Here is a 26,402-nt window from a genome sequence, read left to right on the forward strand (position 1 = left end):
GTGCGGGGCGCAGTATACCGGCTGACTCAATTCCAGCCAGCACGGTCCATCAAGCGAATGGCCTCGGCCTGACGCTTGCCCGCCACTTCAACCGGCAGGGCGTCCGGGACGAACTGACCCCAGGCGGCCACTTCGGCCGACGGTTTCACGCTTGGGTTAGCTGGAAATTCCTGGTTGACGTCGGCAAAGATCTTTTGCGCCTCAGGCGTGGTCATCCACTCCACCAGCGCCTTGGCGGCTTCCGGGTGCGGTGCGTATTTGGTCAGGCCGATGCCTGACAGATTGACGTGCACGCCACGGTCAGCCTGGTTCGGCCAGAACAGTTTGACCGGCAGATTCGGGTTCTGCTGGTGCAGGCGGCCGTAGTAGTAGGTGTTGACGATACCGACGTCACACTGCCCGGCGGCGATCGCCTGCATCACGGCGTTGTCATCGGAGAACACGTCGGTGGCCAGGTTATTTACCCAACCCTTGATGATCGCTTCGGTCTTGGCTTCGCCATGAGTTTCGATCAGCGTGGCAGTCAGCGACTGGTTGTAGACCTTCTTCGCCGTGCGCAGGCACAGGCGGCCTTCCCACTGTTTATCGGCCAGGGCTTCGTAAGTGGTCAGTTCACTCGGCTTGACCCGGTCGGTGGAGTACACCAAGGTCCGGGCACGCAGGCTCAGGCCGGTCCAGGCATGGGATTTGGCGCGGTATTGCTGGGGAATATTGGCGTCGATGGTTTTCGAGGTGAACGGCTGCAGGATACCCATTTGCTCGGCCTGCCAGAGGTTGCCGGCGTCGACGGTCAGCAGCAGGTCGGCGGTGGCGTTCTCACCTTCGGCCTTGATGCGCTGCATCAGCGGCGCTTCCTTGTCGGTGATGAACTTCACTTTGACACCGGTTTTCTCGGTGTAGGCATCGAAGACCGGTTTGATCAGCTCGTCGATGCGCGAGGAGTAGACCACCACCTCGTCGGCAGCCTGTGCCGTGGTGCCAATCAGGGTCAGGGCAAGGGCGGTCAGTAGACGCTTCGGTGCCAACATGGGAGCGGTCTCTCGATAGCAAAAATGAGCCGAAATGATAAGGACTCACATTTACCAGCTCAACCGATCCCTCCGCCGCACAAGTTACCAGATGTTGCGCGGCGCCCTCAGGTCTTGGCCAGTTCCGGCAGATCGCCGCTCAAACCCAGAGCCTGACGCACAAACAGCGCCTTGGCCTCGGGCATCTGATCGACCATTTTCAAGCCGCTGTTGCGCAACCAGCGCACCGGCAAGGGATCGGCCTGGAACAAACGCTCGAATCCTTCCATCGCCGCCATCAACGCCAGGTTGTGCGGCATGCGCCGCCGCTCGTAGCGACTGAGCACCTTCACCTCCGCCAGCCGCTCGCCACGGCCGGCGGCTTGCAGCAGCACTTCGGCCAGCACCGCGGCGTCGAGGAAGCCGAGGTTGACGCCCTGCCCAGCAAGGGGGTGAATGGTATGCGCGGCGTCGCCGATCAGCGCCAGCCCCTCTGCCACGTAGCGCTTGGCATGTCGCTGGCGCAACGGCACGCAGAGCCGTGGATCAGCGCCGAGCACGCGACCAAGGCGCCCTTCGAAGGCACGCTCCAGTTCTGCGCAAAATGCTTCTTCGTCCAGCGTCATCAGGCGTTGCGCCTGTTCGGGCGTCGTCGACCAGACAATCGAACACCAGTCGTGCTGACCGTCGCGCTCCAGCGGCAGGAACGCCAACGGGCCGTCGTCGGTGAAACGCTGCCAGGCGGTCATCTGGTGCGGTTGGGAGCTGCGCACGCTGGTGACGATTGCATGGTGTAGATAATCCCACTCCCGGGTGGCCACCCCGGTGAGGCGGCGCACCGCCGAGTTTGCGCCGTCGGCGGCAATCACCAGCGGGGCACGCAGGGTGCGGCCATCGGCCAGGGTCAGCAGCCAGTCATCGCCGGAGCGGCGCATCTGCTCCAGCCGCGCATTGGCCAGTAGACCCAGGTCGCAATCATGCAGGCGCTCGAGCAAAGCGTCCTGAACCACCCGATTCTCGACGATATGCCCCAGTGTCTCGGCGTGCACGCTGGCCGCCGAAAAGTGAATCTGACCGGTGCCGCTGCCGTCCCACACCTGCATGTCGGAGTACGGACTGCTGCGCCGCTTGAGCACACCGTCCCAGACGCCCAGACGCTCGAGAATCCGCTGGCTGGCGACGGACAACGCACTGACCCGCGGTTCGAAGGCCGATTGCGCATCAAAGGGTTTGACGCTCATCGGGCTGCCGTCGAGCAGCAACACTTCCAGGCCACTGTCCTGTAGCGCCAGTGCCAGGGCACTGCCGACCATTCCAGCCCCGACAATCAGCAGATCTGCGCGCATGTCCATGCTTTAAGCCTGTCTCGCTTGCGGCTTGAGCCGCACGTAAAGGGTTTTCTCGACCCGGGCAACCAGGGTGCCAGCGCCGTCGTGAATATCGATCCGCAATTGCGGCAGGTACTTTTCGCCATTGGCGGTGTGCTCGCGCACTTCGTCGAGCAGCCCCTGATCGATGCGAAAACGGGCGAATACCGGCCCCTTGCCAGGGGAAATGAAGTCGATATCGGCCGACTTGTCCCAGACGATGTAGTCGCGCCCGAGGTTTTCCATGAGCATCAGCATGAAAAACGGGTCGATCATCGAATACAGGCTGCCACCGAACTGGGTGCCCACGTAATTACGGTTGTACCAGCCCAGCCCCATGCTCACCTGGACATCGCGAAAGTCGTCGCTGATCTGCCGCACGCGCACGCCGGCACCGATATAGGGCGGGTAAAAGCACATCAGGATGCGCATCAACCGTGCCTTGCCGACTTTGCGGGTCAACCACTCAAACATCCGGACGCGTCCCCAGGCCCATGGCCTGCCGGGCGAACCAGCGTTTGGCCGGTGGCAACAAGTCGAGGCCCAACAGGCCGATATTGCGCCCCAGGGAAACCAGCGGCTGGGAGCTGCCGAACAGCCGCGTGACCTGATCGGAGAAGCCGACGGTGAGGTTCTGGTCGAGGCGTTGGCGCTCGCGATAAGCCTGCAGGGTAGCGAAATCACCCGGCATGCTGTCACTGGCGAGCAAGGCCTCGGCCAGGGCCAGGGCGTCGCGCAAGGACAGGTTGAAGCCTTGCCCGGCAATCGGATGCAGGCTGTGGGCGGCATTGCCCAACACCGCCAGATGCGGACGCACCTGTTCCTCGGCCTCGATCAGCGACAGCGGATACAAATGCCGTGCGCCGACCTGCTTGAGCGTACCCAGGCGGTACCCGAACACGCCCTGCAACTCACTGAGGAAACTGCGCTCATCCAGTGCCGCCAGGCGTTGCGCATCCATGCCCAGGCGGGTCCAGACCAGCGCGCAGCGATTTTCCGGCAACGGCAACAAGGCCATCGGACCGTCATCGGTGAAGCGTTCGAAGGCCATGCCGTTGTGCGCTTCACTGGGGGTGATGTTGGCGATCAAGGCGCTCTGGTTATACGGACGCGACTTGACGCCAATGCCCAACTGCTCACGCAAGCCGGAACGGCCGCCGTCGGCCAAAACCGCCAGGTCGCACTCGAGACTGGTTTCATCATTGAGGGTCAACCGATAGCCGTCTTCCAGCGGCTCCATGCGCGTGACCTCGGCCGGGCAACGCCAACTGATCACGTCCTTGTCCAGGCCCTGCCACAGGCATTGGCCCAGCCAGGCGTTTTCCACCACGTAGCCGAGGGCCGGTACGCCCTCCTCCATCGCCGACAGACGGGCGGTGGAAAAACGTCCACGGTCAGACACATGAATCTGCTTGATCGGCTCAGCACGCCGCGAAATCGCCTGCCACAGACCCAGGCGCTGGTAAATCTGCTGCGCGCCGTAGGACAACGCCGAAGAACGCGCGTCGTAACTCGGTTGATAGCTGTCACCGGGAGCGAAGGGTTCGATCAGCACGATCTTCCAGCCGCGCGCCTTGGCGCCCGCCTGCAAGGCTAACGCCAGACTGGCGCCGACCAGCCCGCCACCGATGATTGCCAGATTGACCCGGCTCATGCGACCTGGGTCCGGGCAGCGGCCATCAACGCCTCGATCTCGGCGACCGTCTTCGGCACGCCATGGGTCAGGATTTCACAGCCTTGCTTGGTCACTACCACGTCATCCTCGATGCGCACGCCAATGCCGCGCCATTTCTTCGCTACGTTCTGATTGTCCGCAGCGATGTAAATCCCCGGCTCGACGGTCAGGGCCATGCCGACTTCCAGCACCCGCCACTCCCCGCCGACCTTGTACTCGCCGACATCGTGCACATCCATGCCCAGCCAATGTCCGGCGCGATGCATGTAGAACGCCTTGTAGGCTTCGCTGGCTATCAACTCGTCGACCTCACCTTGCAGCAATCCCAGCTCGACCAGACCGGCGGTGATCACTTGCACCGTGGCTTCGTGTGCCTGATTCCAGTGCTTGTTCGGCGCAATCTGTGCGAACGCGGCTTCCTGCGCGGCCAGAACCAGCTCGTAGATCGCCTTCTGCTCCGCCGAAAACTTGCCGTTGACCGGCCAGGTGCGTGTGATATCGCTGGCGTAACAGTCGATCTCGCAGCCGGCGTCGATCAGGACCAGGTCGCCGTCCTTGAGCTGCGCGTCATTCTGTTGGTAGTGCAGGATGCAACTGTTGCGCCCGGCGGCGACGATCGAGCCATAGGCCGGCATTTTTGCCCCACCCTTGCGGAACTCGTAATCCAGCTCGGCTTCAAGGCTGAACTCGTGCAAGCCCACTCGGCTCGCTTGCATCGCCCGGATATGGGCCTGGGCGGAAATCCGCGCGGCTTCGCGCATCACCTTGACCTCTGCCGCCGATTTATACAGGCGCATGTCGTGCAACAGATGATCCAGAGCAACGAATTCGTTCGGCGGCTGGGCGCCGAGGTGCGCCTTGGAGCGAATCACGTTGATCCACTCCATCAGGTGCCGGTCGAATTCCGCGTTACTGCCCATCGCCGAGTACACCCGGTCACGGCCTTCGATCAGGCCGGGGAGAATGTCGTCGATATCGGTAATCGGAAAGGCATCATCAGCACCGAAATCGCGAATCGCGCCTTCCTGGCCGGCACGCAGGCCATCCCAGAGTTCGCGCTCGGCATTGCGCTCGCGACAGAACAGGATGTACTCGCCGTGCTCGCGCCCAGGGATCAGGACAATGACTGCCTGAGGCTCCGGGAAACCGCTGAGGTATTGGAAATCGCTGTCCTGGCGGTAGACGTGCTCGACGTCACGGTTGCGGATCGCCACGGCGGCGGCCGGCAGGATTGCGATGCTGTTGGGTTCCATCTGCGCCATCAGCGCCTTGCGGCGGCGGGTGTATTCCGATTTCGGGATATGAATCATGGGCAGATGGGCGTCCCTTTCCAGCAATGGATTAATGCAGCGATGGCTTGGCAGCAGCCGGTTCGGCGGCTTTTTTGGTCTCGGTAAACAGCAGCAATGGGGCGACCCGCAGGTACTCCATGACTTCCATATAGTCGTTTTCGCCGTCGTCGGACTCTTCCAGAGCGTCCTGGACCTGGGAAATGGCCGAAAGGTCCTGCAACACTTCGGTGGCTTCGGTACTCAGCATGCTGCTGTCACGGCAGTTCAGGCCAAAACCGCTGAGGAAACCCTGGCACCACTCGCCCAGCGCGGCTGCACGCTCAGTGAGCGGCGCATCGTCGGTTGGCAACAGCAGGACCACGGTCATGTCTTCGCCGGTCAGCTCGCCCTTGACCATCTCCTGCAGGCCGATCAGGGCGTTGCGGACATTGTCATGCGGCTCGCTTTCGAGCAGTTCGGCGGCATCGATCAGCCAGCCTTCGGCATCAAAGCCGGCGCCGGCGCAGCTGCGGCCGAGCAACAGGCCGTGCAGTTCGGCAGGCGAGACAGGATGGCCGCTGGTTTGCAGCAGGGTGGCAAAGGCTTGGTACGGAGAATTCTGAATGGGCATGGGTAGCTAGGCGCCAAGCGGCGCTATGTCTAGAATGAAGGCCTTGTATCCTACATCGACTCCCCTGTAGGAGCGAGCCTGCTCGCGATGTTAACGCCGAGCATCTGACACCACGCGGTGCGAGATCGCGCCTGAAGTCCGCCCCCCATCAGACAGTGAAGACAATGGAAGACGACGACCTGCAAGCGCTGATGGCCAGACTCGAGTTGTTAATTACCCGAGTCGAGCAACTAAAGAGTCAAAACGGACTCTTACTAGCTCAGGAAAAAACCTGGCGCGAGGAACGCGCGCACCTCATTGAAAAAAATGAAATCGCCCGGCGTAAGGTCGAATCGATGATTTCGCGCCTCAAGGCCCTGGAGCAAGACTCATGAGTTCAAGCAATAGCGTCACCGTGCAGATCCTCGATAAAGAGTATTCGATCATCTGCCCCCAGGAAGAACGCAGCAACCTGGTGAGCGCCGCCCGCTACCTGGATGGCAAGATGCGCGAAATCCGCAGCAGCGGCAAAGTCATCGGCGCCGATCGCATTGCCGTGATGGCCGCCTTGAACATCACCCATGACCTGCTGCACAGCCAGGAACGACCGGACGTGCAGGCCAGCGGCTCGACTCGCGAGCAGGTGCGTGATCTGCTCGATCGCGTCGACCTGGTGCTCGCGTCCGATCAGGATGTAGGCAAAAGCTGATTCCTTGGGGTGGTTGCGGTATACTCGCGCCACTCCCTGGGGTGCTTGCCAGTTGACGATGTCCCTGAGCCGATTCGCACTACCCTGGAGGTTGCACGTTGGGCTGGTGTGCATGTCCGCTAGACGGAAAGCCTTAAAGCCTACTGCATCTTCCACCTTGAACTTTCGGGTTCAAGGGCTAAGTCAGCAGCGGTTCATCCGGGGAGCCTGATTCAAGCCGATGCCAGTTCATACTGGCATCGGCTTTTTACGATCACGCCCTTCTGGCGTATTCGACACTCGAACAGCCCAAGACGATGACCGAACCTGCGCCGCTTTCCCGCCCGCAACTTCGACGCCAGTTGCGCAAGGCCCGCCGCGCACTGACCGGCCGCCAGCAACAGCAGGCCGCCCGCGGGCTGTATCGACAACTGGCGCAACATCCGTTGTTTCGCCGGGCCAGACACATATCCCTGTACCTGCCCACCGACGGTGAAATCGATCCGCGCCTGCTGCTGCGCGCCGCCCAGCGCCGGGGCAAGGCCACCTACCTGCCGGTGCTCAGCGCCTGGCCACGGACCAAAATGGTCTTCCAGCGCATTCGTCCCGGCGAAAAACTGCAGCCCAACCGTTTTCGCATTCTCGAGCCGCGAGTCAACCCGGCGCGCCAGCGCAAGGTCTGGACACTGGACCTGGTGCTGTTGCCGCTGGTCGGTTTTGACGAGGACGGTGGGCGCCTGGGCATGGGCGGCGGTTTCTATGACCGCAGCCTGGCGTATCTGGAGCGCCGCAAAAGCTGGCGCAAGCCGACGCTGATGGGCCTGGCCCACGAATGTCAGAAAGTCGGGAAGCTGGCACAAGCCAGTTGGGATGTGCCGCTGCAAGGCACGGTGACCGATCGCCAGTGGTACGTTGCCGACCCGGCGATCCTTGACACTTGAACCTTAGCGCTTGAAGGGCTGGATCTGTTGCGCGACTTCGATCGGTGCATCGGTCTTGTTGGCCCACAGGCTCTGTGCGTAACCGGTCGTCACCACACCCAGACCAAACACGATCACCAGTACCCAGAGTAAATCCGGCTTGCGTTGCATCGATTGCCCCCCTCAAGGCGTGTCACACACGATGTCAGCAGCCGTGTCCATTCCAGGCCGTGCTTGCCGCGTCTTGCTTAAAAGTCCGGCATTTTGCGGTAACGTGAGGCGACACGCAAACACTGGCGTCAACCGACCGTCGGTTTGTCATATATTTACCCTTATCCTTCGCGCCCCCTTCTTTTGGAGCATAAAAGATGGCCTATTGGCTGATGAAATCCGAGCCCGACGAGCTCTCAATCAAAGGCCTGGAAAAGCTCGGCGAAGCCCGTTGGGACGGGGTTCGCAACTACCAGGCGCGGAATTTCCTGCGGGCCATGGCGGTGGGTGACGAGTTTTTCTTTTATCACTCAAGCTGCCCCGAGCCGGGTATCGCCGGGATCGGGCGGATCATCGAAGCCGCCTACCCGGACCCGACGGCGCTGGAGCCCGAGAGCCATTACTTCGACCCCAAGGCCAACGCTGAAAAGAACCCTTGGAGTGCGATCAACGTCGCGCACGTGGAAACCTTTCCCAAGGTGCTCAGGCTCGACTACCTGAAGCAACAGAGTGCCCTGGAACAGATGCCCCTGGTGCAGAAAGGCAGCCGGCTTTCGGTGATGCCGGTCACCGCCGAGCAATGGGCTGCCGTACTTGCATTGCGCTGATGGAGCATTAGCGCCCGTCGGCCCTTACTGAATGATCAGGTTGTTGAACAACAGATCCTCGACCATCGGCTTACCGGTTTCGTCGTTCATGACCTGCTGGGTCTGCTTCAGGGCTTCCTGGCGCAGCTTTTCCTTGGCTTCGACGTTGTTCATGGTTTCGCTGGTCTGCTGGTTGAACAGCGCGACCAGTTGATTGCGGATCAACGGCTCATTGGCCTTGACCGCCTTGGCCGCCTCATCGCCGGTGACACGCAACGCCACGTCGGCCTTGTAGACCTTGAGCTTGGGCGTGCCGTCCAGGCCGTAATTGCCCACGAACGGCGGGCTCAGGCTGATGTAGCTGACTTTCGGCGCCGCACCCTCTTTGGCTTCTTCGCCCAGTGCTGCCACAGGCAGAGACAGGGCCAGCATCAACATGATCCACGCTTTCACAATTCGCTCCTTATCCGGTTGGCGGCCTAGCATAGCGATCCACCCACGCCAGCCCAAGCGCAAAGCTTATGGCCGACTATCAGGGTGGGGCATGCTCGTTGACCCGTTGACTCACACACCTACACTTATCGGCCATCACTCCCAAAGGAATAGCCCTGATGAAAGCCGTGCTGTGCAAAGCCTTCGGCCCTGCCGAATCGCTGGTGCTGGAAGACGTCGCCAGTCCTGTCGCGAAGAAGAACGAAATCCTGCTGGAGGTGCATGCCGCCGGGGTCAACTTCCCGGACACGCTGATCATCGAGGGCAAATACCAGTTCAAGCCGCCCTTCCCATTTTCACCGGGCGGTGAAGCGGCAGGCGTGGTCAACGCAGTGGGGGAAAAGGTCAGTCACCTCAGGGTGGGCGACCGGGTCATGGCGCTGACCGGCTGGGGCAGCTTTGCCGAGCAGGTCGCGGTACCGGGCTATAACGTCCTGCCAATCCCGCCGTCGATGGATTTCAATACCGCTGCAGCGTTCAGCATGACCTACGGCACCTCGATGCACGCGCTGAAACAACGCGGCAACCTGCAGCCGGGAGAAACCCTGCTGGTACTGGGCGCCTCCGGCGGCGTCGGCCTGGCCGCAGTGGAAATCGGCAAAGCCATGGGCGCCCGGGTGATTGCTGCCGCCAGCAGCAGCGAGAAACTGGCGGTAGCCAAGGCCGCCGGCGCCGATGAGTTGATCAACTACAGCGAAACCAGCCTCAAGGACGAAATCAAGCGCCTGACCGACGGCCAGGGCGCCGATGTGATCTACGACCCGGTCGGCGGCGACCTGTTCGATCAGGCCATCCGCGCCATCGCCTGGAACGGCCGCCTGTTGGTGGTGGGCTTTGCCAGCGGACGTATCCCCGAACTGCCGGTCAACCTCGCACTGCTCAAGGGCGCCGCCGTAGTTGGAGTGTTCTGGGGCTCCTTCGCCCAGCGCCAACCGCAGGACAACGCCGCCAACTTCCAGCAATTGTTCGCCTGGTTCGGCGAGGGCAAGTTGAAGCCACTGGTGTCGCAGGTCTATCCGCTGGACAACGCCGCCCAGGCGATCAACGACCTGGGTCAGCGCAAGGCGGTGGGCAAGGTGGTGGTGCAGGTTCGCTAGAGGAGCTTGCGAATTTCCTCAGGCAGAAATCGTTTGAAACGCGAGTGGGGGCTGTTCAGGCACTCTCGGGCAATGTAGGGCGCCTGCCGGTTCAGCTTGGCGATCAGTGCCAGGCGCTCCTCGTTCGACCATTGGTGATGGAATACCCCGTTCGTCAGATACGCGCGGGTGTAGCGAAACGCCGTCAGATCGACCCAGTTGAATTCTGCGAAGCGGACAAAGCTGCGGTTGATCTCGCGGCATTTCACCTCCTTGAGCCACGCATGGGCATCAATTGGGTCATCCAGGCGGAACTGAATGGGCGCTATCAGCTCCACTACCGCCAGTTTTTCAGCATCCACCGTCCAGGGCTTGAACCGCCACTGCTCTGTCGCCTCCTTCGCCGCGTCCGCCAGACCGGGATGGTCACTTTGCAGGACGCGGACCTTGCTCACCGAACCATCGGCATGCACGGTCAAGCTGACTTTTACATCGCCTGTCACCCCTGCCCTGTGCAGCGCACTGGGATAAATCGGTTTCGGACTGTACTCCGCCACCAGGAAGATTTCTGCGGCCAAACCTTCGCCCGCCACACACAACATCAAAAACAAACCAAGCCAACGCATACCGCCCTCCGCATTCCGGTGCCGGGTTTGGCACTGATGCAAAAGGGTACGGACAGCGTTGTAAAAGCCCTATCCCGGCATTTCCGAGAGCCTTGCGGGAAGCGTCGCAAAAAGTTGCACTTCAATTCCTACAGCGGCGACTGATTGATGAGCAACGGATGCCGGCTTCAGTGCCGCGGCGCATCCGCGTGATCCCGGGCTGTGCCACAGCGCTTGAGCCGCGCCTCCAGATTGCGGTCCGGCATGGCGTGGCTACGCAGAGCGCTGACCGTTTGCTCGACGTAATCGCGCGTCGTCCCATAGCGTCCGCAGGCGCTTTCAAAGACCTGGCTGAGCACATGATCCGGCAAATTTCCGGCATAGCTGGGCAGGTGTCGCTCCAGGACAAAGCCCAATGCCTGAACCTTGCTTCCATCCTCGAGCCGACAGTTGAGCCAGTGCGGGCGATAGGAAGGAACCGGCATTTCGCGCTGCCACAGGGCGTACAGCGAGGCTTCCAGTTGTTCCTCAGGCAAGCGATAGGCAAACCCGCTGCACGAGCCGCCACGGTCCAGGCCAAATACCAGCCCCGGCAACTCCGGCGTGCCGCGATGCTCGTGGGACCACAGGTACAGGCCACGGTGGTAGCCATGCACCCGCCCGCGCACACGTTCGACCGCCGAGCATTCCGGACGCCAGATCAACGAGCCATAGGCGAACAACCAGACCGGCCCGCCTTTGTGCAGAGCCATGGTGGATTGCATCGAGTTGAGCAACTGCTCGCGCGTCAATTGCGCACCCAGATCAAGCCGCGGAGGATAAGCCACTTTGAGAAAGTCGGATTCAATGGCTGTCATGATAGAAACAATCGCCCCCACAGTTGTTGCGAGATGTAAGTAACTTTAGCTCAATTGAACGTAAAGCTCTAACTACCGCTCGCAACTTACTAAGAACTCAGAACTTTCCCGGATAAATATTCAATAAGTCAGCGATATATAGCCTAACGTCATTTGCAACGCCGCTTAAATATCTTTATGTACTAACCATAAGCTATTCGCACTACGACAACCGCCAGCACGTTCAGCTTGGCAACAGGAGCAGTCCCGTATAAAGGCCGGTCACAACGCCAGCCTTATCGCGTTGAAGGAACCAACGATGAAAAAATCCTGGATCTGCCTGCTTCTGGCGTTCACCTATACAACCCACGCCTGGGCGCAAGATGACGAGCAAGGGACCTGGTATCTGCAAACCAGTGTCTATACCCGACACTTTTCCCCAGACCCCGAGCACAACAATCACCAGCAGTTGCTTGGCCTGGAGTACCACGATGCCTCCGGCTGGCTGCTGGGCGGCGCGACCTTCCTCAACTCGTTCGACCAGCGAGCCTATTACGCCTATGGCGGCAAACGCTACGACAGTGCGGACTATCCGCTCTACGTGAAGCTCACCGGAGGACTACTGGAGGGTTATCACGGCAAGTACCAGAACAAGATCCCGCTCAACCGATACGGCGTTGCGCCGGTCGTCATTCCCTCCCTGGGCACTTACTACGGACCGGTATCAGCCGAGCTGGTTTTGCTCGGCTTCAACGCGGCGATGATTACCACCGGGGTGCGGTTTTAGACGGGATCACGATCGAGGATCAAGATCGAGGATCAAGATCGAGGCGCGTATGCAAATACGTCGGCGCGCATTTGGTGGGCATCCATGCCGGCTTCGACCAGGGCGTCCAGCGTGCCGTAGACCATCGCCGGTGAACCGCTGGCATACACATGCAGCGGCTTGAGATCGGGGAAGTCCTGGCACACCGCTTCGTGCAACATGCCACAGCGCCCTTCCCAGCCACACAAATCACTGACCACCTGATGCAGGAACAGATTGGGCAATTTCTGCCATTCGTCCCAGTGCTCCATCTGGTAGAAATCTTCCGGCCGACGCACGCCCCAATACAGATGCACGGGATGCTTGAAGCCCTTGGCCCGGCAGTGTTCAAGCAGGCTGTGGATCTGGCCCATCCCGGTACCTGCCGCGATCAACACCAGCGGACCGTCCGGTAATTCGGCGAGGTGGGTATCGCCAAAAGGCATTTCGATGCGCGCCATGCCGTTGCGTTGCAGTTGTTCGATCAGGCTCCGGGCGCTGGCCTCGCGAGCCAGCACGTGGATTTCCAGGTCACGTCCGGAATGCGGAGCGGAGGCCAGGGAGAAGGCGGATTTTTCGCCATTCTCGCGTTCGATCATCAAGTACTGCCCGGCGTGATAGCGCGGCGGCTTGCCCGCCGGCGCCCGCAGGCGGACCCGCCAGGTGTCGCCGCCAACGTCCAGACATTCGATGACCTGACACGACAGACTGCGCACCGGCAGTTCTCCCAGCGCAAGAACGCCATCCCACAACACGATGCAGTCTTCCAGCGGCGCTGCTATGCAAGTGTAGAACTCACCGTGGTCGCGCACCTCACCGGTCTGTTCGACCCGGCCTTCGACCAATAACGCCGCGCACACATGGCAGTTGCCGTTGCGGCAGCTTTGCGGGCAGTCATAACCCAGGCGTCGCGCGCCATCGAGAATTCGCTCGCCGGGCTGTATCTCAAGCACTGCTCCGGACGGCTGCAAGGTTACACGCATCAATCTATTCCTAACTGATTCCAGATGGCATCGATCCGGCGCGTCACCGCCTCATCCTTGACGATCACCCGCCCCCACTCGCGCGTGGTTTCACCGGGCCACTTGTGCGTGGCATCGAGCCCCATCTTCGAGCCCAGGCCGGAAATCGGCGAGGCGAAGTCGAGGTAGTCGATCGGCGTGTTATCGATCATCACCGTGTCGCGCTTGGGATCCATGCGCGTGGTGATGGCCCAGATCACGTCGTTCCAGTCACGGGCGTTGATATCGTCGTCGGTGACGATAACGAACTTGGTGTACATGAACTGTCGCAAAAACGACCAGACACCCAGCATTACCCGCTTGGCGTGGCCTGGGTACTGCTTTTTCATGGTGACCACGGCCATCCGGTACGAGCAGCCCTCGGGCGGCAGGTAGAAGTCAGTGATTTCCGGGAACTGCTTCTGCAGGATCGGCACGAACACTTCGTTCAGGGCCACGCCGAGAATCGCCGGCTCATCCGGTGGACGGCCGGTGTAAGTGCTGTGGTAGATCGGTTTGATGCGATGGGTGATGCGCTCGACAGTGAACACCGGGAAGCTGTCGACTTCGTTGTAGTAGCCAGTATGGTCGCCATACGGCCCCTCGTCGGCCATCTCCCCAGGATGAATCACCCCTTCAAGAATGATTTCGGCGGTGGCCGGAACCTGCAAATCGTTGCCACGGCACTTCACCAGCTCGGTACGGTTACCGCGCAGCAGACCGGCGAAGGCGTATTCGGACAGGCTGTCCGGTACCGGCGTCACCGCGCCAAGGATGGTCGCAGGGTCGGCGCCCAGCGCCACGGACACCGGAAACGGTTGCCCCGGATGCTTCTCGCACCACTCGCGATAATCGAGCGCGCCGCCACGATGGCTCAACCAGCGCATGATCACTTTGTTGCGGCCAATCACTTGCTGGCGGTAGATGCCGAGGTTCTGCCGGTCCTTGTTCGGACCCTTGGTCACGGTCAGGCCCCAGGTGATCAGCGGCCCGACGTCGCCCGGCCAGCAGGTCTGCACCGGCAGCATGGCCAGATCGACGTCATCGCCTTCGATGACCACTTCCTGGCAGATCGCGTCCTTGACCACCTTCGGCGCCATGGAAATGATCTTGCGGAAGATCGGCAGCTTCGACCATGCATCCTTGAGGCCTTTCGGCGGCTCGGGCTCCTTGAGGAACGCCAGCAGCTTGCCGATTTCGCGCAGCTCGCTGACCGCCTCGGCGCCCATGCCCAGGGCCACGCGCTCGGGCGTGCCAAACAGGTTGCCGAGCACCGGGATATCGTAGCCAGTAGGATTTTCGAACAACAGTGCCGGGCCCTTGGCGCGCAGCGTGCGATCGCAGACCTCGGTCATTTCCAGCACAGGGGACACTGGAACCTGGATGCGCTTGAGTTCACCGCGCTGTTCCAGGCCGCTGATAAAGTCGCGCAAATCGCGATACTGCATGCGTAAGCCTCACTTGGCCGTGGCGTTCGGGGCAGGCAGTTTAGCGCCGAACCTTGCGCTTCAGAACCACGAACTGCCGGTTGAGCACAATTCAGATAGCAAAAAGCCGGGTTTCCCCGGCTTTTTCAACCTGTTCGACTTACTTGCGTTTCATCGACAGGAAGAACTCATCGTTGGTCTTGGTCGTTTTCAGCTTGTCGACCAGGAACTCGATGGCGGCGACTTCGTCCATCGGGTGCAGCAACTTGCGCAGGATCCACATGCGCTGCAACTCGTCGTCGGCGGTCAGCAACTCTTCGCGGCGGGTGCCGGAACGGTTGATGTTGATGGCCGGGAACACGCGTTTTTCAGCGATACGACGATCCAGCGGCAGCTCCATGTTGCCGGTGCCCTTGAATTCCTCGTAGATCACTTCGTCCATCTTCGAACCGGTTTCAACCAGTGCGGTGGCGATGATGGTCAGCGAGCCGCCTTCTTCGATGTTCCGCGCGGCGCCGAAGAAACGCTTTGGTTTCTCCAGGGCGTGGGCATCGACACCACCGGTGAGGACCTTGCCGGAGCTCGGGATCACGGTGTTGTAGGCACGGGCCAGACGGGTGATGGAGTCGAGCAGGATCACCACGTCCTTCTTGTGTTCAACCAGGCGCTTGGCCTTCTCGATCACCATTTCGGCAACCTGCACGTGGCGGGTTGGTGGCTCGTCGAACGTCGAGGCAACCACTTCGCCGCGCACGGTGCGCTGCATTTCGGTTACTTCTTCCGGACGCTCGTCGATCAGCAGCACGATCAGATGAACTTCAGGGTTGTTACGCGCAATGTTCGCCGCGATGTTCTGCAGCATGATCGTTTTACCGGCTTTCGGCGGTGCCACGATCAGACCGCGCTGGCCTTTGCCGATCGGTGCGCACAGGTCGATCACACGACCGGTCAAGTCTTCGGTGGAACCGTTACCGGCTTCCATCTTCATGCGTACGGTCGGGAACAGCGGGGTCAGGTTCTCGAAGAGAATCTTGTTCTTCGCGTTCTCCGGACGATCGAAGTTGATCGTGTCGACCTTGAGCAGTGCGAAGTAACGCTCGCCTTCTTTTGGCGGGCGGATCTTGCCAACGATGGTGTCACCGGTACGCAAGTTGAAGCGACGGATCTGGCTCGGCGAGACGTAGATATCGTCCGGGCCGGCGAGATAGGAAGCGTCTGCAGAGCGCAGGAAGCCGAAGCCGTCCTGGAGGATCTCCAGCACGCCATCACCGGAGATTTCCTCGCCGCTTTTCGCGTGCTTTTTCAGCAGGGAGAAAATCACGTCCTGCTTGCGCGAACGGGCCATATTTTCTATGCCCATCTGTTCGGCCAATTCGAGCAGTTCGGTAATCGGCTTTTGCTTGAGTTCAGTCAGATTCATATAGGAATGACGTAATCATTTATAGAGGGGGGAAATTAAGCTTTTGGCTTAATGAGGCCGCGCCGCGGAGAAGGCGACAGAATCGCGTACTTATTCGAAAAGGAGTGCGTCGGCGACGGCTTGCAGGGGGCATTGGAGAAACCAGTGCGGGGCCGAATGTACCACCTGTATTTCGGAGCGTCTAGCCCTGAATAACGAAAAAGCCCCGCAAATTGCGGGGCTTTTTGGGTGACACTTGCAACGATGCTTAGATGTTGGCGTCGAGGAAAGCAGCCAGTTGCGACTTCGACAGCGCACCTACCTTGGTCGCTTCAACGTTGCCGTTCTTGAACAGCATCAGCGTAGGAATACCGCGCACGCCGTGCTTGGCAGGGGTTTCCTGGTTCTCGTCGATGTTCAGCTTGGCAACGGTCAGCTTGCCCTTGTAGGTCTCAGCGATTTCGTCCAGGACCGGAGCGATCATCTTGCATGGACCGCACCACTCAGCCCAGTAGTCGACCAGTACAGCACCTTCGGCCTTGAGTACGTCAGCTTCGAAGCTAGCGTCGCTAACGTGTTTGATAAGATCGCTGCTCATGGAAGTCTCCAGGTTGTAAGCAAAAAAACGTGGCCCATCATAGCCGCCCTTCCCCCGTTCAGGAAGCCGCAGTTGATTGAGTCTCGCTATGGTGATGCATGAGTTTGGGTATAGCTCACGTCATGGGGTAAGGGGAGCGATGAACGCAATTCCTGTACGCAAAGCGGCATTGCGTACGTGTTCCTGCATGGCCTTTTGCGCGGCGCCAGAGGCCCGGCGGCTAAGGGCGCGAAGGATCTTGCGGTGTTCCTGCCAGGTTTCCATGGCCCGCTCGGCCCGGATGAACGGTAGCTTCTGACTCTCTAGAAAGATGTCGGCCCTGGCCGTCAGGATGCTCAGCATCGCTTGATTGCCGCTGGCCAGCAGGATGCGTCGGTGGAACTCAAAGTCCAGCCGGGCCGCTGCTTCGAAGTCGCCAGACTTCAGTTCATTGCGCATGGCGGCGACATTGTCTTCCAGTGCATCGAGCTCATCAGTGCTCAGGGTCACCGCCGCCAACCCCGCCGCAAAGCTCTCCAACGCATAGCGCAACTGAAAGATATCCAGCGGCGAAGCCTGCGCCGCGAACGGCCAGCCCGGCGCGGTCTCGCCTTGCGGCAGCTCCACCGACGCCTGCACGAACACGCCTTTGCCCGGCTGGACGCTGATGACGCCCAACGCACTGAGGGAAGACAACGCCTCACGCAAAGAAGCCCGGCTGACACCCAGCTGTACCGCCAGGTCTCGTTGCGAAGGCAGGGCATCCCCAGGGCCGAAGCCCTGCTCGGTAATCAGTTTGCGGATGGCTTGCAGCGCCACTTCGGGTACGGCGCGGGAGATCGAATTCATGGTTTTCCAGACGAACCAGGCCAAGGTGCGGTCAGTTGTAAAGCTATTCGCGACGCCCGGCAAGTCGTGCCCCATGGGGGTTCGGCGCTTTCCACGGCTGCGCCATCGGGGTGCGAAATGCAACCTGACTGTTCAGACCAGTAAGACCGTACTGCGCCAGCAAAACCGTGCCCTGGCGCCCGCAAACCCCAAGTTGGCATGACCCATGCTCTGTCGATCCGCAGAAATCACTCCTTGCCGATCCGGAGATTTGCCATGACCCAGCGTTACAGCGCCCTCCTCGCCGCCCTGTTTGCCAGCCTGATGCTGAGCCAGGCACCCGCCCACGCCGACGGCCTGGAGGATGTGGTCAAACGCGGCGTCCTCAAGGTGGCCGTGCCCCAGGACTTCCCCCCCTTCGGCTCGGTCGGGCCAGACATGAAGCCACGCGGTCTCGACATCGACACCGCGAAGCTGCTGGCCGACCAACTCAAGGTCAAACTTGAACTGACCCCGGTCAACAGCACCAACCGCATTCCGTTCCTCACCACCGGCAAAGTCGACCTGGTGATTTCCAGCCTCGGCAAAAACCCCGAGCGCGAGAAAGTCATCGACTTCTCCCGCCCCTATGCGCCGTTCTACCTCGCCGTATTCGGTCCGCCAGATGCCGACATCACGTCGCTGGACGACCTCAAGGGCAAGACCATCAGCGTCACCCGCGGCGCGATCGAAGACATCGAGCTGACCAAGGTCGCCCCCGAAGGCGTGACCATCAAGCGTTTTGAAGACAACAACTCGACCATTGCTGCGTACCTGGCCGGGCAAGTCGACCTGATTGCCAGCGGTAACGTGGTGATGGTCGCGATCAGCGAAAAGAGCCCGAAACGGGTGCCCGTTCTGAAAGTGAAGCTCAAGGATTCGCCGGTCTACGTAGGCGTTAACAAAAACGAGCCGGCGCTGCTGGACAAGGTCAACCAGATCCTGGTGACCGCCAAGAGCGACGGCGCACTGGAAAAGAACGCCCTGACCTGGCTGAAAGAGCCGTTGCCGGCCGACCTCTGATTCGGCACGCTGGAGACGTTTTATGGCTTATCAGTTCGATTTCCTGCCGGTGCTGAGCAACACCGACCTGTTGTTGCGCGGTGCGTTGTTCACCCTTGAGCTGACCGCCATCGGCGCTGTGCTTGGCGTGGGACTGGGCATCGTCGGGGCGCTGGTGCGGGCGTGGAATATCCGGCCTTTCTCGGGGATCTTCGCGGTCTACGTCGAGTTGATCCGCAACACGCCCTTCCTGGTGCAGCTGTTTTTCATCTTTTTCGGTTTGCCGTCCCTGGGCGTGCAAATTTCCGAGTGGCAGGCGGCGGTGCTGGCGATGGTGATCAACCTCGGCGCCTATTCCACCGAGATCATCCGCGCCGGCATCCAGGCGATCCCCCGGGGTCAACTGGAGGCCGCGGCGGCACTCGCGATGACGCGTTTCGAGGCGTTCCGCCACGTGGTGCTGCTGCCAGCGCTGGGCAAAGTCTGGCCGGCCCTGAGCAGCCAGATCATCATCGTCATGCTCGGCTCGGCGGTGTGTTCACAGATCGCCACCGAAGAGCTAAGTTTCGCCGCCAACTTCATTCAATCGCGCAACTTCCGCGCCTTTGAAACCTATGCCCTGACCACGCTGCTGTACCTGTGCATGGCACTGCTGATCCGCCAATTGCTGAACTGGATCGGCCAGCGGTTCATTACAAGGAGTAGCCGATGAGCGATTTCACCTTCTGGGACATCGTGCGCAACCTGCTGACCGGCCTGCAATGGACCCTGGCGCTGTCGCTGGTGGCCTTTATTGGCGGCGGGCTGATCGGCTTGCTGATCATGGTCATGCGCATTTCAGATAAAGCCCTGCCGCGTCGCGTCGCCCGTACTTACATCGAGCTATTCCAGGGCACGCCGCTGTTGATGCAGCTATTTCTGGTGTTTTTCGGCGTGGCGCTGGCCGGGGTGGAGATTTCACCGTGGATGGCGGCGGCGATTGCACTGACGCTATTTACCAGCGCTTACCTGGCGGAGATCTGGCGCGGCTGCGTCGATTCGATCCCCAACGGCCAATGGGAGGCATCGTCCAGCCTGGCGCTGAGCCCGTTGGAACAGTTGCGCTACGTGATCCTGCCGCAAGCCCTGCGCATCGCCGTGGCGCCGACCGTGGGCTTCTCGGTGCAAGTGGTCAAAGGCACTGCCGTCACCTCGATCATCGGCTTCACCGAACTGACCAAGACCGGCGGCATGCTCGCCAACGCCACCTTCGAACCTTTCATGGTCTACGGCCTCGTCGCCCTCGGCTACTTCCTGCTTTGCTACCCCTTGTCGCTCAGTGCGCGATACCTGGAAAGGAGACTGCATGCCTCTGCTTAGAATTTCCGCCCTGCATAAATACTACGGCGATCATCATGTGCTCAAAGGGATCGACCTGAGCATCGAGGAAGGCCAGGTAGTCGCAATCATTGGCCGCAGTGGCTCGGGTAAATCGACCTTGCTGCGTACCCTCAACGGCCTGGAGTCAATCAACGACGGGGTGATCGAAGTCGACGGCGAATACCTCGATGCCGCCCGCGCCGACCTGCGCAGCCTGCGGCAGAAAGTCGGCATGGTGTTCCAGCAGTTCAACCTGTTCCCGCACCTGACCGTGGGTGAGAACGTCATGCTCGCGCCACAGGTGGTGCAGAAAGTGCCCAAAGCCAAGGCCGCCGAACTGGCGCGTCAGATGCTGGAACGGGTCGGCCTGGGGGAAAAGTTCGATGCCTTTCCGGACCGACTGTCCGGCGGCCAGCAACAGCGGGTGGCGATTGCCCGTGCCCTGGCCATGTCGCCAAAAGTGTTGCTGTGCGATGAAATCACCTCGGCACTCGACCCGGAGCTGGTCAACGAAGTGCTGAGCGTGGTCCGGCAACTGGCAAAGGAAGGCATGACGCTGATTATGGTCACCCACGAAATGCGTTTCGCCCGGGAGGTTGGGGATAAGTTGGTGTTCATGCACCAGGGCAAGGTGCATGAGGTGGGTGATCCCAAGACGTTGTTTGCCCAGCCGCAGACGGCGGAGCTGGCGAACTTTATCGGGACGGTCGAGGCGGCGGGCTGACCGTTCTTCAGCGTCGGTCAGCCCGTCTTCGCAGGCAAGCCCGCTCCCACCGTGAATGGCAACATGGAAACCCACTTGTGGGAGCGGGCTTGCCCGCGATTGACCGCGCAGCCGTCAGCAGTTTTCCTGCACTGGATCAAGGCTTTGAACACTGCGCGTTGGCGGCAGCGATTGATCGTGGCACGATGGTCAGGTTATCGACCGAGACCCCTAGACCATGCCCCAATCCCAAGCCAAGAATCTGTCCCTGATCGCCGCTATCGACCTGGGCTCGAACAGCTTTCATATGGTCGTGGCCAAAGCTCACCACAATGAAATACGCATTCTCGAGAGGCTCGGCGAAAAGGTTCAGTTGGCTGCCGGGATCGACGAAGCACGCCAGCTCAGCGAAGAGTCCATGCAGCGCGGGCTCGACTGCCTCAAGCGCTTTGCCCAACTGATCAACGGCATGCCCCTGGGCGCCGTGCGGATCGTCGGCACCAACGCCCTGCGTGAAGCGCGCAACCGCGGCGAGTTCATCCGCCGCGCCGAGGAAATTCTCGGGCATCCGGTCGAAGTCATTTCCGGTCGTGAAGAGGCCCGCCTGATCTACCTCGGCGTGTCCCACACCCTCGCTGACACCCCGGGCAAGCGCCTGGTGGCCGACATCGGCGGCGGCAGCACCGAATTTATCATTGGCCAGCGCTTTGAACCGCTGCTGCGTGAAAGCCTGCAGATGGGCTGCGTGAGCTTCACCCAGCGCTACTTCAAGGACGGCAAGATCACCCCGGCCCGCTACGCCCAGGCGTACACTGCGGCGCGCCTGGAGATCATGAGCATTGAACACGCCCTGCACCGCCTGACCTGGGATGAGGCCATCGGCTCCTCGGGCACCATCCGTGCCATCGGCCTGGCGCTCAAGGCCGGAGGCCACGGCACTGGCGAGGTCAATGCCGAGGGCCTGGCCTGGCTCAAACGCAAGCTGTTCAAGCTCGGCGACGCGGAGAAAATCGATTTCGAAGGCATCAAGCCTGACCGTCGGGCGATCTTCCCTGCCGGCCTGGCGATCCTCGAAGCGATCTTCGACGCCCTTGAGTTGCAACGCATGGACCACTGCGACGGCGCGCTGCGCGAAGGCGTGCTGTACGACCTGCTGGGCCGTCATCACCATGAAGACGTGCGCGAACGCACCCTCAGCTCCCTGATGGACCGTTACCACGTCGACCTCGATCAGGCCGTTCGCGTCGAGCGCAAGGCGCTGCATGCGTTCGACCAGGTGGCGGCGGACTGGGATCTGGATGACGGCGTCTGGCGCGAACTGCTGGGCTGGGCCGCCAAGGTGCACGAAGTCGGCCTGGACATCGCCCACTACCATTACCACAAGCATGGCGCCTACCTGATCGAGCACTCGGACCTGGCCGGTTTCTCCCGTGAAGACCAACTGATGCTGGCCCTGCTGGTTCGCGGGCACCGACGCAATATTCCCAAGGACAAGTTCGCCGAGTTCGGCGACGAGGGCATCAAGCTGATCCGCCTGTGCGTCCTGCTGCGCTTCGCAATTCTGTTCCACCACATCCGCGGCACCCAGGCGATGCCCCAGGTATCGCTGCATGCCAACGGCGACAGCCTGGAAGTGCAGTTCCCGGAAAACTGGCTGGACGAAAACCAACTGACCCAGGCCGACTTCGCCCTGGAAGCCGAGTGGCTGACCCGGGTCGGATTCACCCTCAGCGTGCGCTGAAAACAAAAATGGCGATCCTCAGGGATCGCCATTTTTTTGCCTGTTGCCTGAGAGTCAGCTGCTGACCGGCAGGATCGGGCTACCCAAACGCTCCAGCAAGGTCGCCTGGGCGCTGCGCGGGTTCTGGTTGCCGGTCGGGGTGTTGCGCACGTAGCGACCGTCCGATTGCAGGCTCCAGCTGTGGGTGTTATCGGTCAAGTACAGTTCCAGCTCCTTCTTGACCCGGGTCAGCAGCTTCTTGCCTTCGACCGGGAAGCAAGTTTCGACGCGCTTGTCGAGGTTGCGCTCCATCCAGTCGGCACTGGAGAGGAACATCTGCTCTTCGCCGCCATTGAGGAAGTAGAACACCCGGGTGTGCTCGAGGAAGCGGCCGATGATCGAGCGCACATGAATGTTATGCGAGACCCCGGCGATGCCCGGACGCAGGCAGCACATGCCGCGCACCACCAGATCGATGCGCACCCCTGACTGGCTGGCCTTGTACAGCGCGCGAATGATCTTCGGATCAGTCAGCGAGTTGAACTTGGCAATGATGTGCGCCGGCTTGCCGTCGAGGGCGAACTGGGTTTCGCGGGCAATCATGTCGAGCATGCCCTTCTTCAGGGTAAACGGCGCGTGCAGCAGCTTCTTCATGCGCAGCGTCTTACCCATGCCGATCAACTGGCTGAACAGCTTGCCGACGTCTTCGCACAAGGCGTCGTCGGAAGTCAGCAGGCTGTAGTCGGTGTACAGGCGGGCGTTGCCGGCGTGGTAGTTACCGGTGCCGAGGTGCGCGTAACGGACAATTTCACCGGCCTCGCGACGCAGGATCAGCATCATCTTGGCGTGGGTCTTGAAGCCGACCACGCCATAAATCACCACCGCGCCGGCCGCTTGCAGACGGCTGGCCAGTTGCAGGTTGGACTCTTCATCGAAGCGCGCCCGCAACTCGATCACCGCGGTGACTTCCTTGCCGTTACGCGCCGCATCCACCAGCGCGTCGACGATTTCCGAGTTGGCGCCGGAACGGTACAGGGTCTGGCGGACGGCCAATACATGCGGGTCCTTGGCAGCCTGACGCAGCAGGTCGACCACCGGGGTGAACGACTCGAATGGGTGCAGCAACAGGATGTCCTGCTTGCCGACCACACTGAAAATGTTCTCGCTGTTTTGCAGCAATTTCGGGATCTGCGGGGTGAACGGGGTGTATTGCAGCTCCGGATGGCTGTCCAGGCCGGTGATGCTGAACAGACGGGTCAGGTTGACCGGGCCATTGACCTGATACAGCTCGGTCTCGCTCAGGTTGAACTGCTTGAGCAAGTAATCCGAGAGGTGTTTCGGGCAAGTATCGGCCACTTCCAGACGCACCGCATCGCCGTAGCGCCGCGAGAACAGCTCGCCACGAAGAGCGCGGGCCAGGTCTTCGACGTCTTCGGAGTCAAGCGCGAGGTCGGCGTTTCGGGTCAGGCGGAACTGGTAGCAACCCTTGACCTTCATGCCCTGGAACAGGTCGTCGGCGTGTGCGTGGATCATCGACGACAGGAACACATAATTGTCGCCAGTACCGCCGACTTCTTCCGGCAGCTTGATCACCCGTGGCAGCAAGCGCGGCGCCGGGATTATTGCCAGGCCGGAATCGCGACCAAAGGCATCGACCCCTTCGAGCTCGACGATGAAGTTCAGGCTCTTGTTAACCAGCAACGGGAACGGGTGCGTCGGATCGAGGCCGATCGGGGTGATGATTGGCGCGATTTCGTCGCGGAAATAGCGGCGCACCCAGGTCTTGATCTTGGTGTTCCAGTGCCGCCGACGAATGAAGCGGACCTGATGCTTCTCCAACTCCGGCAACAGAATATCGTTGAGGATCGCGTACTGGCGGTCGACATGGCCGTGCACCAACTCGCTGATGCGTGCCAGCGCCTGATGCGGCTGCAGGCCATCGGCGCCGGCTTGCTCACGGGCGAAGGTGATCTGCTTCTTCAGGCCGGCGACACGAATCTCGAAGAACTCATCGAGGTTGCTGGAGAAGATCAGCAGGAACTTCAGCCGCTCCAGCAACGGGTAGGACTCATCCAGCGCCTGTTCCAGCACGCGGATGTTGAACTGCAGTTGCGACAGTTCGCGATGAATATAAAGGATGCTGTCATCCAGGCCCGGGACCGGCACCGCTGGCGCAGCAGGTGCCGCCTCGGCGACCACTGGTGGCGGCACCGGTGCAGGAGCGGGCTCCGGCGCCGCTTCGACCACCGGCTCGTCCACAGGCAGGGCTTCGTTTACAGCAACTTCAGTAAGGCCTTCGGTATTCATCGCGTGTTCCTGGGAGGGCTATTTTTGCTCTCGTAACAATTGAGCGGCACGTACGGCAAAGTAAGTGAGGATGCCATCAGCGCCGGCACGTTTGAAGGCGGTCAGGGACTCAAGGATCACCCCTTCGCTCAACCAGCCGTTTTGTATCGCCGCCATGTGCATGGCGTATTCACCGCTGACCTGATAGACAAAGGTCGGCACTTTAAATTCTTCTTTGACCCGATAAAGGATATCGAGGTACGGCATGCCCGGCTTGACCATGACCATATCCGCGCCTTCGGACAAGTCGCTAGCCACTTCGTGCAAGGCTTCATGGCCATTGGCCGGGTCCATCTGATAGGACGCCTTGTTGGCCTTGCCCAGGTTCAACGCGGAACCGACCGCATCGCGGAACGGCCCGTAGTAGGCACTGGCGTACTTGGCCGAATAGGCCATGATCCGCACGTTGACGTAACCGGCCAGCTCCAGCGCTTCGCGGATCGCCTGGATGCGGCCATCCATCATGTCCGATGGCGCCACCACCTGCGCGCCAGCCTCGGCATGGGACAAGGCCTGCTTGACCAGTGCATCGACGGTAACGTCGTTCTGCACATAGCCGTCTTCATCGAGGATGCCGTCCTGGCCGTGGGTGGTGAACGGGTCCAGGGCCACGTCGGTGATCACCCCCAGTTCCGGGAACTGCGCACGCAAAGCGCGGGTGGCGCGCTGGGCAATGCCTTGCGGATCCCAGGCCTGCGCGGCGTCGAGGGACTTGAGTTCGGTCGGGGTCACCGGAAACAGGGCAACCGCCGGAATCCCCAGCTCGACCCACTGCGCCGCTTCTTCAAGCAACAGGTCGATCGTCAGGCGTTCGACGCCCGGCATCGATGCCACCGCTTCGCGACGGTTTTCACCGTCCAGCACAAACACCGGCAGAATCAGATCGTTGGTAGTCAGGACGTTTTCACGGACCAGACGACGCGAAAATTCATCACGACGGTTGCGACGCAGGCGGGTTGCAGGAAACAAACGGTTGGCGGGGGTAAAGCTCACGGCAGACTCCTGAGCCCGCGCTGGCGGGCGAGCGTGACAGTTATAAGCGCACATTATGACCGTCGTGTGACAGTTATGTGCACCCCTGTGACCCGTAGTCGCATTCATTGTCCTTGTAGGATTTGTTCACGTCGAGACACATTTGGATACTTTCCTCCATGGGCCTAAGGGGTTAGGCTGCGCGTTCATTTCGCCAGCACCCAGACAATGCTCCAACAATTCCTGAATGACTTTGGCTACTTCGCCCTATTCCTGGGTACGTTTTTCGAAGGCGAAACCATCCTGGTTCTTGCAGGATTCCTCGCGTTCCGTGGCTACATGGACATCAATATCGTAGTGGTCGTGGCGTTCCTTGGCAGCTACGCCGGCGACCAGCTGTGGTACTTCCTGGGCCGCAAGCACGGACGCAAGCTGCTGGCGCGCAAGCCGCGCTGGCAATTGATGGGCGATCGGGCGCTGGAACATATTCGCAAGCATCCGGACATCTGGGTCCTGAGCTTTCGCTTCGTCTATGGCCTGCGCACTGTGATGCCGGTGGCTATCGGCCTGTCGGGGTATCCGCCTGGCCGCTACCTGATCCTCAACGGCATTGGTGCGGCAATCTGGGCCACCGCGCTGGCCGCCGCGGCCTATCATTTCGGAGCGGTTCTGGAAGGCATGCTCGGCAGCGTCAAAAAGTACGAACTATGGGTGCTGGGCGCCCTGTTGGTGTTGGGTCTTGGTCTGTGGCTGCGTCGACGATTCAAGAATGCGCGGCTGGCCAAACAGGTCTACGCCGATGAGCAGGCACTCAAGGCCGAAATGGCCCGGAACGAGCCCAAGACGCCAGCCGAGTAACTCGCGGCCGTCACGCTCAGCA

29 protein-coding genes and 1 other RNA gene are annotated in these 26,402 nt (G+C 60.9%); 13 read left to right on the forward strand and 17 right to left on the reverse strand.

The annotated features are described in order from the left end of the window. Window positions 1-26: 26 nt before the first annotated feature. The 6 genes from NR126_RS03140 to NR126_RS03165 all read right to left on the reverse strand — a co-directional run bounded on the left by NR126_RS03140 (window position 27) and on the right by NR126_RS03165 (window position 5,951). The gene (locus NR126_RS03140; RefSeq protein WP_027616904.1) at window positions 27-1,028 is read right to left on the reverse strand and encodes an extracellular solute-binding protein; all 1,002 of its coding nucleotides are present in this window, start codon (window positions 1,026-1,028) and stop codon (window positions 27-29) included. A gap of 107 nt (window positions 1,029-1,135) precedes the next feature. Then, a complete protein-coding gene (locus NR126_RS03145) occupies window positions 1,136-2,353 on the reverse strand; it encodes a 2-octaprenyl-3-methyl-6-methoxy-1,4-benzoquinol hydroxylase (protein ID WP_256829811.1) in 1,218 nt (405 codons plus the stop codon). A gap of 9 nt (window positions 2,354-2,362) precedes the next feature. After that, window positions 2,363-2,848, reverse strand: a complete 486-nt coding sequence (locus tag NR126_RS03150; RefSeq protein WP_027616902.1) for a DUF4442 domain-containing protein — start codon at window positions 2,846-2,848, stop codon at window positions 2,363-2,365. Continuing rightward, window positions 2,841-4,028 (reverse strand): 2-octaprenyl-6-methoxyphenyl hydroxylase, encoded by a 1,188-nt coding sequence (gene ubiH / locus NR126_RS03155; protein ID WP_256829659.1) that lies wholly within the window; start codon window positions 4,026-4,028, stop codon window positions 2,841-2,843. Before ubiH ends, NR126_RS03150 begins: the two co-directional genes overlap by 8 nt. Beyond that, window positions 4,025-5,359 (reverse strand): Xaa-Pro aminopeptidase, encoded by a 1,335-nt coding sequence (pepP, locus tag NR126_RS03160; RefSeq protein ID WP_027616900.1) that lies wholly within the window; start codon window positions 5,357-5,359, stop codon window positions 4,025-4,027. Before pepP ends, ubiH begins: the two co-directional genes overlap by 4 nt. Before the next feature lie 31 nt (window positions 5,360-5,390). Beyond that, window positions 5,391-5,951 carry a YecA family protein gene (locus tag NR126_RS03165; protein ID WP_027616899.1) on the reverse strand — a complete coding sequence of 187 codons (561 nt, stop codon included), beginning with the start codon at window positions 5,949-5,951 and terminating at the stop codon, window positions 5,391-5,393. A 164-nt stretch (window positions 5,952-6,115) separates the two neighbouring features. Here NR126_RS03165 and NR126_RS03170 point away from each other — a divergent pair, with 164 nt between their 5' ends. The 4 genes from NR126_RS03170 to NR126_RS03185 all read left to right on the forward strand — a co-directional run bounded on the left by NR126_RS03170 (window position 6,116) and on the right by NR126_RS03185 (window position 7,559). Further along, window positions 6,116-6,325: a TIGR02449 family protein gene (locus NR126_RS03170; RefSeq protein WP_027616898.1), complete on the forward strand. Its 210-nt coding sequence runs from the start codon at window positions 6,116-6,118 to the stop codon at window positions 6,323-6,325. After that, window positions 6,322-6,639 carry a cell division protein ZapA gene (locus NR126_RS03175; RefSeq protein WP_027616897.1) on the forward strand — a complete coding sequence of 106 codons (318 nt, stop codon included), beginning with the start codon at window positions 6,322-6,324 and terminating at the stop codon, window positions 6,637-6,639. Before NR126_RS03170 ends, NR126_RS03175 begins: the two co-directional genes overlap by 4 nt. A gap of 30 nt (window positions 6,640-6,669) precedes the next feature. Next, window positions 6,670-6,848: non-coding RNA, 6S RNA (ssrS, locus tag NR126_RS03180), on the forward strand. A gap of 87 nt (window positions 6,849-6,935) precedes the next feature. Further along, window positions 6,936-7,559: a 5-formyltetrahydrofolate cyclo-ligase gene (locus NR126_RS03185; protein WP_027616896.1), complete on the forward strand. Its 624-nt coding sequence runs from the start codon at window positions 6,936-6,938 to the stop codon at window positions 7,557-7,559. A gap of 3 nt (window positions 7,560-7,562) precedes the next feature. Here the strand turns inward: NR126_RS03185 and NR126_RS03190 are convergent, their stop codons facing one another. Beyond that, window positions 7,563-7,709 (reverse strand): hypothetical protein, encoded by a 147-nt coding sequence (locus NR126_RS03190; protein ID WP_177327211.1) that lies wholly within the window; start codon window positions 7,707-7,709, stop codon window positions 7,563-7,565. A 197-nt stretch (window positions 7,710-7,906) separates the two neighbouring features. Here NR126_RS03190 and NR126_RS03195 point away from each other — a divergent pair, with 197 nt between their 5' ends. After that, the gene (locus NR126_RS03195; protein ID WP_027616895.1) at window positions 7,907-8,356 is read left to right on the forward strand and encodes an EVE domain-containing protein; all 450 of its coding nucleotides are present in this window, start codon (window positions 7,907-7,909) and stop codon (window positions 8,354-8,356) included. A 24-nt stretch (window positions 8,357-8,380) separates the two neighbouring features. Here the strand turns inward: NR126_RS03195 and NR126_RS03200 are convergent, their stop codons facing one another. Beyond that, window positions 8,381-8,788 carry a flagellar basal body-associated protein FliL gene (locus NR126_RS03200; protein WP_027616894.1) on the reverse strand — a complete coding sequence of 136 codons (408 nt, stop codon included), beginning with the start codon at window positions 8,786-8,788 and terminating at the stop codon, window positions 8,381-8,383. Window positions 8,789-8,946: 158 nt separating this feature from the next. Between NR126_RS03200 and NR126_RS03205 the strand changes: the two genes are divergently transcribed. Next, window positions 8,947-9,924 (forward strand): NADPH:quinone oxidoreductase family protein, encoded by a 978-nt coding sequence (locus tag NR126_RS03205; RefSeq protein WP_027616893.1) that lies wholly within the window; start codon window positions 8,947-8,949, stop codon window positions 9,922-9,924. Here NR126_RS03205 and NR126_RS03210 read toward each other — a convergent pair. Beyond that, on the reverse strand, window positions 9,921-10,529 hold the full coding sequence (locus NR126_RS03210; protein WP_105753603.1) for an energy transducer TonB: 609 nt from the start codon (window positions 10,527-10,529) through the stop codon (window positions 9,921-9,923). The two genes, NR126_RS03205 and NR126_RS03210, sit on opposite strands and share 4 nt — an antisense overlap. A gap of 167 nt (window positions 10,530-10,696) precedes the next feature. Continuing rightward, window positions 10,697-11,365 carry a gamma-glutamylcyclotransferase gene (locus tag NR126_RS03215; RefSeq protein ID WP_027616891.1) on the reverse strand — a complete coding sequence of 223 codons (669 nt, stop codon included), beginning with the start codon at window positions 11,363-11,365 and terminating at the stop codon, window positions 10,697-10,699. A 298-nt stretch (window positions 11,366-11,663) separates the two neighbouring features. Between NR126_RS03215 and NR126_RS03220 the strand changes: the two genes are divergently transcribed. Beyond that, window positions 11,664-12,131 carry a hypothetical protein gene (locus tag NR126_RS03220; RefSeq protein ID WP_027616890.1) on the forward strand — a complete coding sequence of 156 codons (468 nt, stop codon included), beginning with the start codon at window positions 11,664-11,666 and terminating at the stop codon, window positions 12,129-12,131. A gap of 32 nt (window positions 12,132-12,163) precedes the next feature. On the opposite strand, the gene NR126_RS03225 is transcribed toward NR126_RS03220, so the two are convergent. From NR126_RS03225 to NR126_RS03245, 5 genes are all read right to left on the reverse strand, one after another. After that, window positions 12,164-13,132 (reverse strand): CDP-6-deoxy-delta-3,4-glucoseen reductase, encoded by a 969-nt coding sequence (locus tag NR126_RS03225; protein ID WP_027616889.1) that lies wholly within the window; start codon window positions 13,130-13,132, stop codon window positions 12,164-12,166. Continuing rightward, window positions 13,132-14,598, reverse strand: coding sequence for a 4-hydroxy-3-polyprenylbenzoate decarboxylase (gene ubiD, locus NR126_RS03230; RefSeq protein WP_105753602.1), 1,467 nt, complete (start codon window positions 14,596-14,598; stop codon window positions 13,132-13,134). The genes NR126_RS03225 and ubiD overlap by 1 nt, the downstream gene beginning before the upstream one ends. 139 nt (window positions 14,599-14,737) lie before the next feature. Next, a complete protein-coding gene (gene rho / locus NR126_RS03235) occupies window positions 14,738-15,997 on the reverse strand; it encodes a transcription termination factor Rho (RefSeq protein ID WP_003206716.1) in 1,260 nt (419 codons plus the stop codon). 247 nt (window positions 15,998-16,244) lie between these two features. Then, window positions 16,245-16,574, reverse strand: a complete 330-nt coding sequence (gene trxA / locus NR126_RS03240) for a thioredoxin TrxA (RefSeq protein WP_003206727.1) — start codon at window positions 16,572-16,574, stop codon at window positions 16,245-16,247. Window positions 16,575-16,694: 120 nt separating this feature from the next. Next, window positions 16,695-17,402, reverse strand: coding sequence for a FadR/GntR family transcriptional regulator (locus tag NR126_RS03245; protein WP_105753601.1), 708 nt, complete (start codon window positions 17,400-17,402; stop codon window positions 16,695-16,697). Between the two features lie 255 nt (window positions 17,403-17,657). Between NR126_RS03245 and NR126_RS03250 the strand changes: the two genes are divergently transcribed. From NR126_RS03250 to ppx, 5 genes are all read left to right on the forward strand, one after another. Next, window positions 17,658-18,443 (forward strand): transporter substrate-binding domain-containing protein, encoded by a 786-nt coding sequence (locus NR126_RS03250; protein WP_027616885.1) that lies wholly within the window; start codon window positions 17,658-17,660, stop codon window positions 18,441-18,443. Window positions 18,444-18,465: 22 nt separating this feature from the next. Beyond that, the gene (locus NR126_RS03255; RefSeq protein ID WP_027616884.1) at window positions 18,466-19,134 is read left to right on the forward strand and encodes an amino acid ABC transporter permease; all 669 of its coding nucleotides are present in this window, start codon (window positions 18,466-18,468) and stop codon (window positions 19,132-19,134) included. Next, the gene (locus NR126_RS03260; protein WP_027616883.1) at window positions 19,131-19,781 is read left to right on the forward strand and encodes an amino acid ABC transporter permease; all 651 of its coding nucleotides are present in this window, start codon (window positions 19,131-19,133) and stop codon (window positions 19,779-19,781) included. The genes NR126_RS03255 and NR126_RS03260 overlap by 4 nt, the downstream gene beginning before the upstream one ends. Further along, window positions 19,768-20,505, forward strand: coding sequence for an amino acid ABC transporter ATP-binding protein (locus tag NR126_RS03265; protein WP_027616882.1), 738 nt, complete (start codon window positions 19,768-19,770; stop codon window positions 20,503-20,505). The genes NR126_RS03260 and NR126_RS03265 overlap by 14 nt, the downstream gene beginning before the upstream one ends. 217 nt (window positions 20,506-20,722) lie before the next feature. Then, entirely contained in the window at window positions 20,723-22,225 is a 1,503-nt protein-coding gene (gene ppx, locus NR126_RS03270; protein ID WP_027616881.1) for an exopolyphosphatase, read from the forward strand. 54 nt (window positions 22,226-22,279) lie between these two features. Here ppx and ppk1 read toward each other — a convergent pair whose 3' ends face one another. Both ppk1 and hemB read right to left on the reverse strand, forming a co-directional pair. Beyond that, window positions 22,280-24,511, reverse strand: a complete 2,232-nt coding sequence (gene ppk1, locus NR126_RS03275) for a polyphosphate kinase 1 (RefSeq protein ID WP_027616880.1) — start codon at window positions 24,509-24,511, stop codon at window positions 22,280-22,282. 18 nt (window positions 24,512-24,529) lie between these two features. After that, window positions 24,530-25,543, reverse strand: coding sequence for a porphobilinogen synthase (gene hemB, locus NR126_RS03280; RefSeq protein ID WP_027616879.1), 1,014 nt, complete (start codon window positions 25,541-25,543; stop codon window positions 24,530-24,532). A gap of 207 nt (window positions 25,544-25,750) precedes the next feature. On the opposite strand from hemB, the gene NR126_RS03285 reads away from it, so the two are divergent. After that, window positions 25,751-26,380 carry a DedA family protein gene (locus NR126_RS03285; RefSeq protein WP_027616878.1) on the forward strand — a complete coding sequence of 210 codons (630 nt, stop codon included), beginning with the start codon at window positions 25,751-25,753 and terminating at the stop codon, window positions 26,378-26,380. Window positions 26,381-26,402 lie beyond the last annotated feature (22 nt).

This window comes from Pseudomonas sp. Pse1, from assembly GCF_024519635.1.
Classification (GTDB): Bacteria; Pseudomonadota; Gammaproteobacteria; order Pseudomonadales; family Pseudomonadaceae; genus Aquipseudomonas.